13 protein-coding genes are annotated in these 13,303 nt (G+C 67.3%); 3 read left to right on the top strand and 10 right to left on the bottom strand.

What is annotated here, in order from left to right; genetic code table 11:
* Positions 1-3: 3 nt before the first annotated feature.
* The 4 genes from MK177_04505 to MK177_04490 are packed head-to-tail and all read right to left on the bottom strand — an operon-like array spanning position 4 to position 3,236.
* Positions 4-1,347 carry a glutamine synthetase family protein gene (locus tag MK177_04505; GenBank protein MCH2426577.1) on the bottom strand — a complete coding sequence of 448 codons (1,344 nt, stop codon included), beginning with the start codon at positions 1,345-1,347 and terminating at the stop codon, positions 4-6.
* A gap of 31 nt (positions 1,348-1,378) precedes the next feature.
* Entirely contained in the window at positions 1,379-2,362 is a 984-nt protein-coding gene (locus tag MK177_04500; GenBank protein ID MCH2426576.1) for an alcohol dehydrogenase catalytic domain-containing protein, read from the bottom strand.
* Positions 2,362-2,517: a hypothetical protein gene (locus MK177_04495; protein ID MCH2426575.1), complete on the bottom strand. Its 156-nt coding sequence runs from the start codon at positions 2,515-2,517 to the stop codon at positions 2,362-2,364. Before MK177_04495 ends, MK177_04500 begins: the two co-directional genes overlap by 1 nt.
* Entirely contained in the window at positions 2,514-3,236 is a 723-nt protein-coding gene (locus MK177_04490) for a GntR family transcriptional regulator (GenBank protein MCH2426574.1), read from the bottom strand. The genes MK177_04495 and MK177_04490 overlap by 4 nt, the downstream gene beginning before the upstream one ends.
* A gap of 107 nt (positions 3,237-3,343) precedes the next feature.
* Here MK177_04490 and MK177_04485 point away from each other — a divergent pair, with 107 nt between their 5' ends.
* On the top strand, positions 3,344-4,057 hold the full coding sequence (locus MK177_04485) for a gamma-glutamyl-gamma-aminobutyrate hydrolase family protein (GenBank protein ID MCH2426573.1): 714 nt from the start codon (positions 3,344-3,346) through the stop codon (positions 4,055-4,057).
* Between the two features lie 48 nt (positions 4,058-4,105).
* Here MK177_04485 and MK177_04480 read toward each other — a convergent pair whose 3' ends face one another.
* From MK177_04480 to MK177_04460, 5 genes are all read right to left on the bottom strand, one after another.
* On the bottom strand, positions 4,106-5,959 hold the full coding sequence (locus MK177_04480; protein ID MCH2426572.1) for a branched-chain amino acid ABC transporter ATP-binding protein/permease: 1,854 nt from the start codon (positions 5,957-5,959) through the stop codon (positions 4,106-4,108).
* On the bottom strand, positions 5,959-6,846 hold the full coding sequence (locus MK177_04475; GenBank protein MCH2426571.1) for a branched-chain amino acid ABC transporter permease: 888 nt from the start codon (positions 6,844-6,846) through the stop codon (positions 5,959-5,961). Before MK177_04475 ends, MK177_04480 begins: the two co-directional genes overlap by 1 nt.
* Before the next feature lie 3 nt (positions 6,847-6,849).
* Complete coding sequence (locus tag MK177_04470; GenBank protein ID MCH2426570.1) at positions 6,850-7,542, bottom strand: ABC transporter ATP-binding protein; 693 nt, start codon at positions 7,540-7,542, stop codon at positions 6,850-6,852.
* Between the two features lie 15 nt (positions 7,543-7,557).
* Positions 7,558-8,886 (bottom strand): hypothetical protein, encoded by a 1,329-nt coding sequence (locus tag MK177_04465; GenBank protein ID MCH2426569.1) that lies wholly within the window; start codon positions 8,884-8,886, stop codon positions 7,558-7,560.
* Positions 8,887-9,114: 228 nt separating this feature from the next.
* On the bottom strand, positions 9,115-9,957 hold the full coding sequence (locus tag MK177_04460) for a fumarylacetoacetate hydrolase family protein (GenBank protein ID MCH2426568.1): 843 nt from the start codon (positions 9,955-9,957) through the stop codon (positions 9,115-9,117).
* A 126-nt stretch (positions 9,958-10,083) separates the two neighbouring features.
* On the opposite strand from MK177_04460, the gene MK177_04455 reads away from it, so the two are divergent.
* Both MK177_04455 and MK177_04450 read left to right on the top strand, forming a co-directional pair.
* Positions 10,084-10,911 carry an acetoacetate decarboxylase family protein gene (locus MK177_04455; GenBank protein MCH2426567.1) on the top strand — a complete coding sequence of 276 codons (828 nt, stop codon included), beginning with the start codon at positions 10,084-10,086 and terminating at the stop codon, positions 10,909-10,911.
* Positions 10,908-12,182, top strand: a complete 1,275-nt coding sequence (locus tag MK177_04450; GenBank protein MCH2426566.1) for a cytochrome P450 — start codon at positions 10,908-10,910, stop codon at positions 12,180-12,182. Before MK177_04455 ends, MK177_04450 begins: the two co-directional genes overlap by 4 nt.
* A gap of 55 nt (positions 12,183-12,237) precedes the next feature.
* Here the strand turns inward: MK177_04450 and MK177_04445 are convergent, their stop codons facing one another.
* Positions 12,238-13,275: a hypothetical protein gene (locus MK177_04445; GenBank protein ID MCH2426565.1), complete on the bottom strand. Its 1,038-nt coding sequence runs from the start codon at positions 13,273-13,275 to the stop codon at positions 12,238-12,240.
* Positions 13,276-13,303 lie beyond the last annotated feature (28 nt).

Genomic DNA, 13,303 nt, shown 5'->3' with positions numbered 1-13,303 from the left:
CGGTCAGCTGAACTCGATGTAGCGGGCCCGCTCCCAGTCGTTCACATCGTCGGGATCCGGGTTGTGCTCGGCTGCCAGCCTCACCTCCTCGCGGGCGAGGCTCACGAAGCTGCGCGAGAAGGTGTCACCGAGCATCCCGGCCAGCAGGCTGCCCTCGTAGGCGTCGATGGCACCGGCCAGGTCGGTGGGCAGCGGCGTGCAGTCCCCGGGCGCGCTGTACATGTCCCCGATCGACATGGGCGGCAGCTCCAGGGACCGCTCGACGCCATCGCAACCGGCGGCCAGGACACCGGCGATCAGCAGGTACGGGTTGGCATCGGCTCCGGCCGAGCGGAACTCCACCCGATTGGCCGACGACCCGGCCTCGACAATGCAGCGGGCCAGCACGCTGCGGTTGTCGAGGCCCCAGTGGACATGGGTGGGGGCGAACGTGTAGGGCCGGATGCGCTTCGGCCCGTTGGCCGTCGGGCACGCCGGGAGCGACAGCGCCGTAGCGTGCTCGAGCAGGCCGGCCACCCAGTGTCCCATGAGCTCGTTGGGCGACCCGTTGCTGTCAGCAAAGGCGTTGCCACCATTGGCCCGGAGGCTGGTGTGGACGTGCATGCCCGAACCTGACTCCTCGGTGAGCGGCTTGGGCATGAAGGTGGCCCGCAGCCCGTGCTGGACCGCCACCTCCTTGACGATCGACCGGTAGAGCGTGCACTCGTCGGCGGCCCGCATGGCGTCGGCCGGCCCGACGTTCACCTCGATCTGGCCGGGCCCGTACTCCTGGTTGGAGGACTCCACGTGGAGGCCGGCGCCTCCCAGCCCGTTCCGGATGTCGAGGAGCACCTCCTCCAGGTCGGGGGCATCGGTGAGCGAGCTGTACTTGATGTGCGACCGGACTGGCTGCCATTCGGGCGTACAGAGGTAGAACTCGGACTCGGTGGCGACCACGGGGTCGAGTCCGAGGGACCGGCACCGCTCGACCTGTGCGGCGAGCACCCCGCGCGGTGAGAGGGGGTGGACGGCACCGTGCTCGTCGTACGCGTCGGTGAAGACGAGCGCGTAGCCGGGCCGGTGGGTCAGCAGGCGTCCGGTCGACACGTCGGGGACGATCCCGGTGTCGAGGAAACCGCTCTCCATGTTGACCAACTCGTGCTCGATGAGCTCGTCCCGCACATTCAGGATGAACACGGCGTCGGCGATGGAGACACCGTCGGACATCACCTCATCGAAGAAGCGGTCGACGGGAACCCGCTTCCCACGGAGGTGTGCATACGTGTCGACGACCGCCACCTCCACGGTGTGTACGCCATTGTCGGAACAGAGGTTCCGGAAGGCCTCGGCGGTCAGTGCTTCGGACATGGCGTTCCCTTCAATGGGTGAATGATCTCGGTCACTTCGGCCAATGGGCAAGCGGGTCCAGCACGATGCGGCCGCGGACATCGCCGGCCCGGAGCCTCTCATGTGCAGTCTGGGCATCGGCCAGGGGCAGCACCTCCACGGGCTGCACGATGGTGGGCTCGCGACGGGCCAGGTCCAGCAGTTCGTCCATCTGGGCCCGTGAGCCCCAGAAGGTGGACATGAAGCGGGCCTCGTGCGGCACTGCACCCAGGCCGAACGGGATCCGGCCACCAAAGAGGCCCACCACGGCGACGAGACCCCGTCGGCGCACAGATGCAGCGGCCAGGTCCAGGGTCGACCCGGCACCCACGAAGTCCAGCACCACGTCGGCGGAGCCGAGCTCGTCCTCGGGTCCGGCCGCTGTGTGGGCTCCCACCTCGAGGGCCACCGCCTGCTTGTCGGCGTTCGGGTCGACGGCCACCACCTCGGCGTCGGTCAGCAGGCGAAGGTACCGGATGGCGTACTGGCCGAGGCCCCCGGCCCCGACGACCATGGCCCTCGCACCGGCACCTCGCCCCCGCAGGGTAGCCAGCCCGTGGCCTACGGCCCGGAAGGCGGTCAGGCCGCCGCAGGCCAGTGGGGCACTGGCGAAAGGGTCGAGACCGTCCAGGGGCGTGAGGTAGCCCTCATCGGGAATCCGCATCCGCTCGGCGTAGCCCCCGTCGGTGAACAGGCCGGCCTCGGTGGCATCGGCGCAGATCTGCTCCAGGCCGGCATCGCACTGGGCACACGATCGGCACCCCCACGGGGCATAGACCATGACCGGGCCGAGCCGCTCGTGTACCCCTGTGACCTCGTGGCCCAGGATGATCGGCATCGGGCTGGGGAAGTCACCGTCGACCACGTGCAGGTCGGAGCCACATACGCCGCACGCCGTGACCTCGATGAGGGTCTCACCGTCACCGACCACGGGCTCGACATGGTCGTCATCGGTCTCCAGGCCCTGGCCGACCCCGCGCAGCACGACAGCGCGCATCAGTAGCTCTTGGGCATGCCGAGGACCTTCTCGCCCAGGAAGGCCAGGATCAGGTTGTTGGTCACCGGAGCAACCTGGTACAGCCGGGTCTCCCGGAACTTGCGCTCTATGTCGTACTCGACGGCGAAGAGGTCCTCGCGTGCGGTGGTGGTCACGTGTTCTGGTCCGGCCCGGCATCGAAGAACCCACAGGCATCCAGCTGGGCGGCGGCGGCCCGTCCGCTCTCCAGCAGGTGGCCCTCCATGGCACTCCGGGCCCGCTCGGGATCGCCTGCCACGATGGCCTCGAGGATCGCCAGGTGGTGGTCGACCGCAACCCGGTTCCAGCCGTCAGCGAACTCGAAGTAGTTGGCGGGCACCGATCGCTCCAGGTGCCCGAGGAGCCAACGGGTTCGGCGGGGGGCTGCCAGGTTGATGATCCGGTGGAAGGCCTGGTTCAGCTGCTGCAGGTTCTCGAGGTTCTCGAGGTTCTCGACGGTGAAGCGCTCGTGCACGGCCCGCAGTTCGGCGAGCCTGACCTCGTCCAGCGACTCGGCGGCCATGGCAGCGGCACGTCCGGCTACCACGGCGAACAGGGCGTAGTGGTCGATGATGTCCTCCCTGGTGAGCTGCACCACCGAGGCACCGCGACGCGGGGTCAACTCGATGAGGCCCTCCCGACTCAACACCACCAGCGCTTCGCGAATGGGGCTCCGGGAGACGCCGAGGGCCGTGCTCACCGCCTCCTGGTCGACCTTCTGACCGGGGCGGAGTGCTCCCGTCAGGATCAGGTTCCTCAGGTAGTCGACGACCTCCTCGCCCAGGGCGCCACGCCGTCGGGACGACGGTGCCCGGGCCGGGTACCGTTCGTCGCCCGTACCGGCATTCGAGTCCATCGGTCCCCATTGGTTCCAGCCCGTACCGAGCCACGGAGGGGATCGGTGGATTTTGAATACAATATTCATCCGGAGTCAGCCCTGCAAACACAAACGGGAGGTGAGCCATGACCGGACGACCGTTGATCGGGATAACCGGACGTCGCAAGCGCGGTGACCAGCTGGTCGGGAACCTCAACATCCTGGCTGACTTTGCCGTCGACATCTTCTACGCCGACTACGGGCGCGGCGTGCTGGAGGCCGGCGGAGTCCCCGTGTTCCTCCCCCTCGACGTCGACCCGGTCCACGTGGTGGGCCACCTGGACGGCGTGCTTCTGACCGGGGGGGCCGACATCGACCCGGCCCGGTACGGCGACGAGCCGCTGACCGATGAGTTCCCGCCGGAACCGCTGCGGGACGACCACGAGTGTGCCGTTCTGGACGCAGCCGTCGACCGCGCCCTGCCGACGGTCGGCATCTGCCGTGGCCTGCAGCTCATCAACGTGCACGCCGGCGGCACCCTCCACCAGGACGTCCCGGCGCACGCCGGCTTCGACCACCCGACGACCACCGAGTGGCACGGGGTCTCCTTCGGGTCGGGATCGGTGCTGGCCGACATCTACGGCGGTGACCGCCGGGTCAACTCCTTGCACCACCAGACCGTCGACAGGCTGGGTACGGACCTGCGTGCGACGGCCTTCGCCGAGGACGCCTCGATCGAGGGCCTGGAGCACGAATCGCTTCCCATCGTGGCCGTGCAGTGGCATCCCGAGATGCTCCCCGGTCGCCCCGGTGACCCGCTCTTCACCTGGCTGGTCGCAGCTTCGGCAACGAACGCCTAAGGGGCTTCCTGACCTGCTGGCTACCCGCCACCCTCCCGCCGGTGGGGCTCAGGCCTGTGCGGCCGCACCCAGGTATGCCGCCTGGACAATCGGGTCAGCCTGGATCTCCGCCGGACTGCCATGGGCTATGACCTCCCCACAGTCAAGGCAGTAGATGCGATCGCATATCCCGATGATGAAGTTCAGGTCATGGTCGATGACGACCACACCTGCGCCCACAAGACCGGCCATTCGCCTCACCTGTTCGATCATCAACAGCGACTCGGAGTCGCTCATCCCCGAGGTCGGCTCGTCCAGCAGCAGGTACGCGGGTGCCATGGCCGTAGCGCGGGCGAGTTCGAGGCGGCGCGAGGTGCCGTAGTCGAGTTCTCGGGCCCGCCGGTCGCGGTGCTCCCAGAGGCCGGCGGCGGCCAGCAGGCCGTCGACATCGGGGGACGGTTGGTGTCGACGGCTGGTCGCTGCCACCAGGGCTGAGACCTCCACGTTCTCCCGCACCGTGAGAGCAGTGAAGAGGCGGAGGTTCTGGAAGGTTCGCACCAACCCACTACGGGCGATCTCGAACGACGGAGCCGACGTGAGATCGGCGCCGCCGAGGACCACGCTCCCTGAGCTGGATTCCACCAACCCGGTGATGACGTTAAGGAGGGTGGTCTTACCCGCACCATTGGGGCCGATTATCCCGACCACCTCGCTCTTCCTCGCCTCGATTCCCACATCCGTCAGCGCCCGGAAGCCTCCGAACGTCACGTTGACGCCTTCGACCACCAACGGGGTCGAGTCATCCGGTTCCAGGATCGGCAGCGGGTCCGTCGGCGGTTCGCTGCTGCGAGCGGACCTTGCGTGGAGCCACCTGTCGAGTTCCCAGTCGTCGAGCAGACCCGAAGGGCGCCAGATCATGAAGCCGAGCATGGAAACGCCGAGGAACACCGACTTGAGGTTCTCCCGGAAGATCCAGTCCAGCGGCGCGTCGTCGAGACCGATACCGAACACCTCGAAGCCATCCTGACCGAGGCGACGGGCGAGTTCCCGACCCGCGGTGATGACCGCGACCCCGAGCAGTGTCCCTGTGACGCTGCGACGGCCACCGACGATGAGCATCACCAGCGTCACCAACGTGAGGTTGAAGAAGAGGTCGCCGGGAAGAATCGAGCCCTTCTCGTACACCCGAAGGCTCGCACCGACGCTGACCACGGCTACCGATATCAGCAGGGCCACCATCTGCTGGACGAGCGGGTTCACGCCCATGGCTCGCGACGCCAGGTTGTCCTCACGGGCGGCCACCGCTAGGCGCCCGCTCCTGCTCTGCGCGTACAACCGTGCGATCACGATGGTGACCAGGAGAGCGACGTAGATCGGAACCCTGCTGTCAAGCGTGCCACCTATGCGGAACGAGAGACCCGCCCGGTCGCCACCGGTGAGGTCGGGCCAGTTCCGGGCCACTTCGTGGGTCACGAAGAGCAGTGCGAGGGTGATGACCGTGGCAGAGACCGCGCCAGACTCGGCTCCGGACCGGGCCAGCCCGACTCCGACGACGAAAGCCACGACGAGGGTCGCGGCCACGGCAACCCCGACAGCCAACCACGGACTCAGCTGCACATCGGCGAGTCCGAACGGAGCGTCCGAGATCCGCTTCGCCTTCTCCGCTGGCGAGATCGCGGACAGGGCGAAGGCATAGCCGGCAATGGCCCCGAAGCCGATATGGCCGAACGACAGGATGCCCGTATTCCCCACATAGATCTGGATCCCCAGCACGATGACGGCGTCGATCAGGGCGAAGGTGACCAGGCGTTCCGCCCCTCCGAGTTGGCCCTGGTACACCAGCCCGAACCCGACGAACAGGGCGAACAGGACGACACCGCCGACGATGGGGTACAGGACGTCGCGGCGGAGGTCGGGGAACATCAGACCCTCTCGGCGTGCGCAACGGCGACCAGGCCCTGGGGCCGAAAGATGAACAGCAGCGCGATGAGCAAGAAGACGACCCCCTCGGTGAGGCTGGCCACCGAGTCGGGCAGGCGGGAGCGCAGCAGCACCTCGGCCAGGCCCAGGGCGAATCCCCCCAGTACCGCACCGCGAAGGCTCCCCAGGCCACCGATGAGCGCAGCGAGCACTCCCTTGAGCATGGGATTGATCCCGGCGGTCGGAAAAGTGCTACCGGCCCGCATCAGCCAGAACACCCCTGCTATCCCGGCCAGCACACCCGACAGGGCGAAGGCGCCACGGATCACGGAGTCTGAACGGACGCCCATCAGCCGGGCGGTATCGAAATCGGCCGCTGCGGCCCGCAGCGCCAGGCCGAACATGGTTCGCTGCAGGAGCAGGGTGGTGGCAATCAGGGCCACGACTGTTACCGCGATGACGACCGTGTCGAATACCTCTACCCGCAACGAGCCCACCGAGTAGGTGTCGGTGACCCAGCCCGGGCGGGCGAAGGTCTTGAACGACGCCGACACGTACAGGAGGAACACGGCTGAGACGACGAAGTGCACGCCGAACGAAGTGAGGAGCAGGGTGAAGTCGTCTGCGCCGCGCACCCGGCTGAAGGCGATGCGCTCGATGACCAGTGACGTCGCGACGGAGACGACCACGATGAGCGGCACGGTCAGGTACCAGGACCAGCCGGCATTGATGGCCCAGAACGCTGCATAGCCCGAGACCGTTATCAACTCGCCATGGGCAAAATTGAGCAGGTGCATGACGCCGAAGATCACCGCCACTCCGAGCGCCAGCAGGGCGTAGATGCTGCCGCGTCCAAGTCCGTCTATGAGGTTCTGGAGCAGCTCGGCCATTGCTCAGTTGCCGACGAAGGTGTCGAATAGGTCCTTGTTTCCACGCAGCTCCGCACCGGTACCTTCAGCGACGACCTCGCCACTACGCAGCACGTACGCGCGATCAGCCAGGTCGAGCATGCGCGTTGCGTTCTGCTCCACGACGAGCAGCGTGCGACCCTGCGCCCGGAGCGATTCGATGAGGTCGAATACCACGTCCACGAGAATCGGGGCCAGGCCCAAGGAGGGCTCGTCCATCATGAGCAGCCGGGGTTCCGACATGAGGGCACGGGCAATGGCCAACTGCTGCGCCTCGCCACCGGAGAGGTAGCCGGCCGGGGTCGTCCACTTGTCGCGCAGCATCGGAAACCGTTCGCCCATCTCCTCGAGCAGTTCGGCCCGATCGGCGCCGGCAGTCGTGACCCCGCCGATCTTCAGGTTCTCCTCCGCCGTCAGATCCACGAATACCCGGCGGTGCTCAGGCACCAGGGCCAGCCCCAGCCTCACCAGGTCCTCAGGTGGACGACCGGTGATGTCCTCGCCTTCAAACGTCACGCTGCCCTCGCTGGGCGTCAGGAGCCCGGCGATGGAGTTCAGCAACGTCGTCTTGCCAGCACCGTTGGGTCCGATGAGGCCTACGACCTCACCGGACCCGACATGCAGGCCTGCTTCTCTCAGTGCCGAGATCTCACCATATTTGGTTGTCAGACCCGACACCTCGAGCATCAAACATCAGCCACCCATCGTGGCGACGAGAACGTCCTCACCGTTGACGATCCGGTTGATCGGGACCGCCTTGGCCGGGATGCCGTTGGTGCCGGCATAGGTGATCTCACCTGACAGCCCCTGGAAGCCAGAGATCTGCTTCACGGCCTCACCGATATCAGCAGGCTCGTCGCAGCCACAGTCCAACATGGCCCGGATGCCCAGGAACAACGAGTCGACATACAGGGCCATGAAGCCCCGGCTCTCGAGCGCCTCACCCCGGGAAGCCTCGTAGCCGGCCAACAACGTGTCGATCGGATCACCTGGTCTGATGCTGGTATGGGGCGTGTGGGCAATGCCCTCGTTGTTCGCCTCGACCTGGATACCGGTGGCATCCATGGCATCGGTGCCGATGTAGGTGAGGGCGTCGAGGCCCTGGCCCTCGAGCTGGCCACGAAGCGCTGTCACCTGGAAGGCCAACGCAGCAGAGAAGACCACCTCGTTGTTCTCGGAAATACCGGCAATCTCGTTCACCTGCGCAGAGAAGTCGGTATCAGCAGCCCACACGTAGGTCTGGGTGCTGACAACCTCACCGCCACCAGCCTCGAACGCCGCTGCGAAGGCATCAGGGTTCACACCGGTATAGGGGATCCCCTCACCCTCGGTGAACACGATCGCACGGGTGATTCCCTGGTCCAGCGCCCACTGCGCTGCCGCCCCCGACATGCCGAAGTCGTCGAAGGTCACAAGGTAAGAGTTGATCGACGCATCAGCGAGGGTGGGCTCGGTGGACGCAGCCACGAACAGCGGCACCTGGCCACCGGTGACCTGCAGGATCGGCAGAGCGAAGTCGGCAAAGGGTGGACCGATGATGAACTGTGCCCCCCAGTCGAGCAGCTCCTGGGCGGCAAGACCGGCGTCGTCACCAACCTCGGCCACACGAACCTCGACAGGGCTGCCATCGATTCCGCCGCTGCAGTTGATCAACTCGGCAACGTAGGGCACCAGGTTCGAACCCGGAATGTCGACGAACCCGACGACATCACTGAAGTCCATCGCCATGCCCACACGAATCGGATCACCCGTCGGCACAGCAGCACAACTGGCCAGGTCAGCCCCCAGAATCGCATCAACATCCAGACCCACCGTCGCCGGAACCCCGACAGCACCGTCGTCTTCGGGCGCAGCGGTGGTGGCCGGCGCAGCAGTGGTGGCCGGCGCAGCAGTGGTTGCCGGCGCAGCAGTGGTTGCCGGCGCAGCAGTGGTTGCCGGCGCAGCCCCGTCATCGCTGCTTCCACAGGCTGCGGCCATGAGGCCGAATACCGCCAACAGCGCGATCAAGGATCTGGACTTCATGTCATGCCCCTCCGGAGAAATCTGGCCAGCGGCCCACGGACCCCAACGTTTGGAGCCCTGCCCGACTCTAATGTCGTTAGGGTCCAAATGATAGAAGCCCCGTACGTTTGCATGCAAATTCTTGGAATGTGTCCGCTAACGGGTGGATAGCTGAGGCGACCACCGGGCCCTTACCGGACTACCGGTGTCATGCTCCCCTCTGGCCCCCGGCCGGGTGAACGAGTCGGGTCAGCGCTTCGGCGGACGGATCCCCCGGAACTCCCAGTCGCCGCCCAGGGCGGTGGACAGGACCTCCTCCGACTCAGTGGGCTGGGCCCCGCAGTCGTCCCGTACGGACGTGGGCCCGTTCACGATGGTGTTGGTGAGCGAACCCAGGCCCTCGACCTCCACGGTCACCACGTCGCCGGGTTGGACCGGTCGGGAGTTGGCCGGTGTACCGGAGAAGACCATGTCGCCGGGCAGCAGCGTGATGGTCCGGGCCAGGTCGGCCACCAGGTAGTGCATGTCCCAGGTCATCTCGTCGGTGTTGCCGTCCTGGGCCACCTCGCCGTTGACCAGCGTCCGTATCCCCTTGGACCGGAAATCCCAGTCGGTGACCAGGCCGGGCCCTACCGGACAGAGGGTGTCGGAGCCCTTCACCCGGAGCATGGATCCGGCGTCGGTGTCGCGGAAGTCGTGCAGGCCGTAGTCGTTGCCGATCGTGTAGCCGGCGATATGGTCACCGGCCTCGGCCGGGCTGATGTTGCGGCAGGGTTCGCCGATCACGATGACGATCTCGCCCTCGTAGTTGAGCCACCGGCAGCGGTCGGGCCTGACCACGTCGCCACGGTGGCCGTTCAGGGCAGAGGTCGGCTTCTGGAAGTAGGTGGGCGCGGCGGGCAGGGAGACCTGGAACTCCTCCACCCGGCTGACGTGGTTGAGGTGTACGCACAGGATCTTGGACGGCTCGCTGGGCGGCAGGTGGACGGCCTCGGACTCGGCCACGCGTCGCCCGTCGCCGGCCACCAGGTCGTCACCGTCAACGACCATCGGGGTCACCGACCCGTCCAGGAGGATCCGTCGTCGTTCCATACTCGCGCTCCCTCGGTGCGGGGCCGACCACCATACGGTGCTCCATCGGTGCCGGTCCGGCCGCCATGCCGTTCCACTGGATCTTCCCATGGAAATCGTTAGGGTCCAAATGATAGGGTACCCGGCATGGCAGAACCCAGGGGATTCACCTTTCCCAGGACACCGACCGGCAGGTCGTCGCTCGTCCCATCGCCCCCCTGGCACTACTCGGGCGACATGCTCACCATCGAGTACCGCACTGACCCGGCAGCCGTAGCCGAACTCCTTCCCGCGCCGCTCAGCCCCGCCGAGGACGACCCCGGCGCCGTAGCGGTCATCTGGGCCGACTGGCAGTCCTGCTCCGACGACCTAAACGAGGTACTGGACCCCGACCGCCTCCAGTACAAGGAGTGCTTCGTCGTCGTGCGCTGCCGCTACCGGGGCGAGCACTACAGCCGTTGCGTCTACATCTGGGTCGACAAGGACTACGCCATGCTGCGCGGCCACGTGCAGGGCTACCCCAAGAAGTTGGGCGACATCTGGGTGACTCGACCTGTCACCGTAGGGAGGGCCGGACCCCGCCTCGAACCCGGCGGCCGGTTCGGCGCCACCTGCTCCGCCTACGGACGCCGGCTGGTGGAGGCCGAGTTCACCATCACCGGCCCCAGCGACCACACCGGCTTCGTGAACGCCCTGCCGATGCTCCACCACCGCTTCCTTCCGGCCATAGAGGCCGACGGCACCGACTCGTTGAACGAGTTGGTCACCATGCGGGGCTACGACGCCGAGGTCGGACCGGCTTTCACCGGCGACGTCGACCTGCGGGTCTTCGACTCCCCGGTCGAGGAGTTGGACCGGCTGGCACCACGGGAGATGATCGCCGGCTACTGGCGCAGCGTCGGCGTCTCGTGGAACGGCGGCACCACGCTGGAGGACCTGTCGGCCGAGGATGGATCGACGCAGGACGGACCATGACCACCGCCCGGATCGACCGCCACCCCTGGGCGCCCGACTCCGACGACGGCCACGCGGATCTGGCATCCCACGACACGTGGATGGACGGCGTTCCCTATGCAACGCTGCAGCGGCTCCGTGACGAGGAGCCGGTCTCGTGGGTGGACGAGGAGGACGGCTCGGGCTTCTGGGCAGTCACCCGCTACGCCGACGTGGTCGACGCCAACCGCCGGTGGGACGACCTCACCTCGTTCATGGGAATCCGACTGGAGGAGATGGACGCCGAGGAGACCCGGGCCCGGCGCACCATGATGGAGCTGGACCCACCTGACCACACCCGGCTGCGCCGCCTGGTGAACCGGGGCTTCACCCGCAAGACCGTCGAATCCTACGAGGACCCGATCCGTGAGTTGACCGGTGGGATCCTGGACTGCGCCCTGGCCCTCGGCGAGTTCGACTTCGTCGCCGAAGTGGCCCGGGTGCTGCCCATGCGGATGCTGGGCCGCCTGCTCGGAGTCCCGGACGAGCACGCCGAACAGCTGGTGGACTGGGGCGACCAGCTGCTCTCCAACTCGGACCCCGAGTACACCGACCACGTCGTCGACCGGGTCGACACCGAGGAGTTCCGGCTCATCCCGTTTCGCAGCCCGGCCGGCCTGGAGGTCTTCCGGTACGCCCAGGAGGCTGCCGCCGAGCGTCGGGGCTGCCCGCACGACGACGTCATCTCCCGGCTGCTGGAACCCACCACCGACGGCGAACCGCTCAGCGACCTGGAATTCAACAACTTCTTCGCCCTGCTGGTGGCGGCCGGCAACGACACGACCCGGTACTCGCTGACCGAGGGGCTCAGGGCGCTCGTCGACCACCCAGACCAGCTGCGGGCACTGCGCGACGACCCCTCGCTCATGGACACCGCGGTGGAGGAGGTTCTGCGGTGGACCACGGTGACCACCCACTTCCGGCGCACCGCCACCAGCGACCAGGAACTGGGCGGTCGCACGATCGCCGAGGGCGACAAGGTGGTGCTTTGGTGGGTGTCGGCCGACTACGACGACCGGAAGTTCGACGACCCGTACCGGTTCGACATCGGTCGCGACCCCAACGACCACGTGGCGTTCGGCCGAAACGGACCACACCTCTGCCTGGGGGCCTGGCTGGCCCGCATGGAGATCAGGATCACCCTGCAGGAGTTGCTGAAGCGCACCACCGAAATCGAGATCACCGGGACCTCGGACCGCCTGCGCTCAAACCTGATCAGCGGCACCAAGCACCTCACCATCCGCACCTCCTGACCTGACCGATCGATCGTCACGCCGGTGCGGAGACCAGGCCAGGTCGCCCCGAGGGTCAGGCCAGGTCACCCACCAACCTGCCGTCAACCACCACCGGTTCGCCGTCCAGGGCCACCGTGCAGTTCCGCATGGGCAGGTCGAAGTGGCCACGGCAGAACCGGCCTGCCACCTCGTTGGCGCCGGTCGACCACAGGAAGTTGCCGGCGAAGGCACGCAGCTCGGTGCCGTTCAGGTCTGCCTTGTCGTAGAGCGGGAGTACGTCCCACCGGCAGTCCGGGTTCATGCCCCAGCCCACGTGGCTGACGGCGTAGGCCTCCGGCTCCTCCCAGGCGGCCAGGTACGAGGCGAACAGCTCCGCGTCCAGGCCGTCGCCGGACACGTCGACCACGTGGTCGGCCTCCAGCGTGCAGGTGATCGGTGACCGTACGTACTCCTTGAAGGTCAGGTTGGCGTCGCCGGGCGCCATCACCACGGTGCCCGACACCGTTCCGGCGGCGGGGAAGCACAACACCAGGCCACCGGGCCAGTGCGCTATGCCCCCCGGCTTCGGGACGGTCCCGTCGGAGCCGGCCACGACGGCACCGGCCAGGTCCACGGTGAGGTCGGTGCCGGCGGCCGAGGTGACCCTCATGGTCGAAGCAGCCGCCAGCCGCGCACGCCCGCGGGCCACCCGCTCACCCATTGACGGATCGTGGCCGACCCGGTCGAATACCTCCGGGTGCTCGTTGGAGAGCATCAGGACCCTGGCGCCGTCGGCCAGGATGGCCTCCTTCTCGACTGCGTGGAGCAGGCCCTCGACGGTGCAGTCCACGATGAAGTCCGCCGCGGCCAGGCCGGCGATGGCCGCCCTGTGACCACCGACGGCTACCGAGGCACCTGTGGAGCGGATGGGCACAGGCCCGCGGTTGGGCGGCGTGGGCATGACCACGGTTGCCACCAGGGCACCGAGGCGTTCCAGGGCGATGGTCGCCACCTCGACCAGCTCAGGACGGCTGTCGGCCTCGGCCAGCACCACGGCCGTCTCACCGGCGGTCACGGCACAGCGCGCGAAGTGGTCGGAGAAGGCCTCGATCCGGTGCCATGGCACGGCCACGTCGTTCCCCTCCTCGAGTCGGTTCGGT

Source organism: Acidimicrobiales bacterium, from assembly GCA_022452145.1.
Lineage (GTDB): Bacteria > Actinomycetota > Acidimicrobiia > Acidimicrobiales > MedAcidi-G1 > UBA9410.
This window is presented reverse-complemented; position numbering and strand designations above follow the sequence as displayed.

Coding starts and splice junctions, on each gene's coding strand:
- MK177_04485 (MCH2426573.1), top strand. CDS start 3,344: ATGACCGGACGACCGTTGATCGGGATAACCGGACGTCGCAAGCGCGGT.
- MK177_04455 (MCH2426567.1), top strand. CDS start 10,084: ATGGCAGAACCCAGGGGATTCACCTTTCCCAGGACACCGACCGGCAGG.
- MK177_04490 (MCH2426574.1), bottom strand. CDS start 3,236: ATGGACTCGAATGCCGGTACGGGCGACGAACGGTACCCGGCCCGGGCA.
- MK177_04505 (MCH2426577.1), bottom strand. CDS start 1,347: ATGTCCGAAGCACTGACCGCCGAGGCCTTCCGGAACCTCTGTTCCGAC.
- MK177_04475 (MCH2426571.1), bottom strand. CDS start 6,846: ATGGCCGAGCTGCTCCAGAACCTCATAGACGGACTTGGACGCGGCAGC.
- MK177_04460 (MCH2426568.1), bottom strand. CDS start 9,957: ATGGAACGACGACGGATCCTCCTGGACGGGTCGGTGACCCCGATGGTC.
- MK177_04500 (MCH2426576.1), bottom strand. CDS start 2,362: ATGCGCGCTGTCGTGCTGCGCGGGGTCGGCCAGGGCCTGGAGACCGAT.
- MK177_04480 (MCH2426572.1), bottom strand. CDS start 5,959: ATGTTCCCCGACCTCCGCCGCGACGTCCTGTACCCCATCGTCGGCGGT.
- MK177_04450 (MCH2426566.1), top strand. CDS start 10,908: ATGACCACCGCCCGGATCGACCGCCACCCCTGGGCGCCCGACTCCGAC.
- MK177_04465 (MCH2426569.1), bottom strand. CDS start 8,886: ATGAAGTCCAGATCCTTGATCGCGCTGTTGGCGGTATTCGGCCTCATG.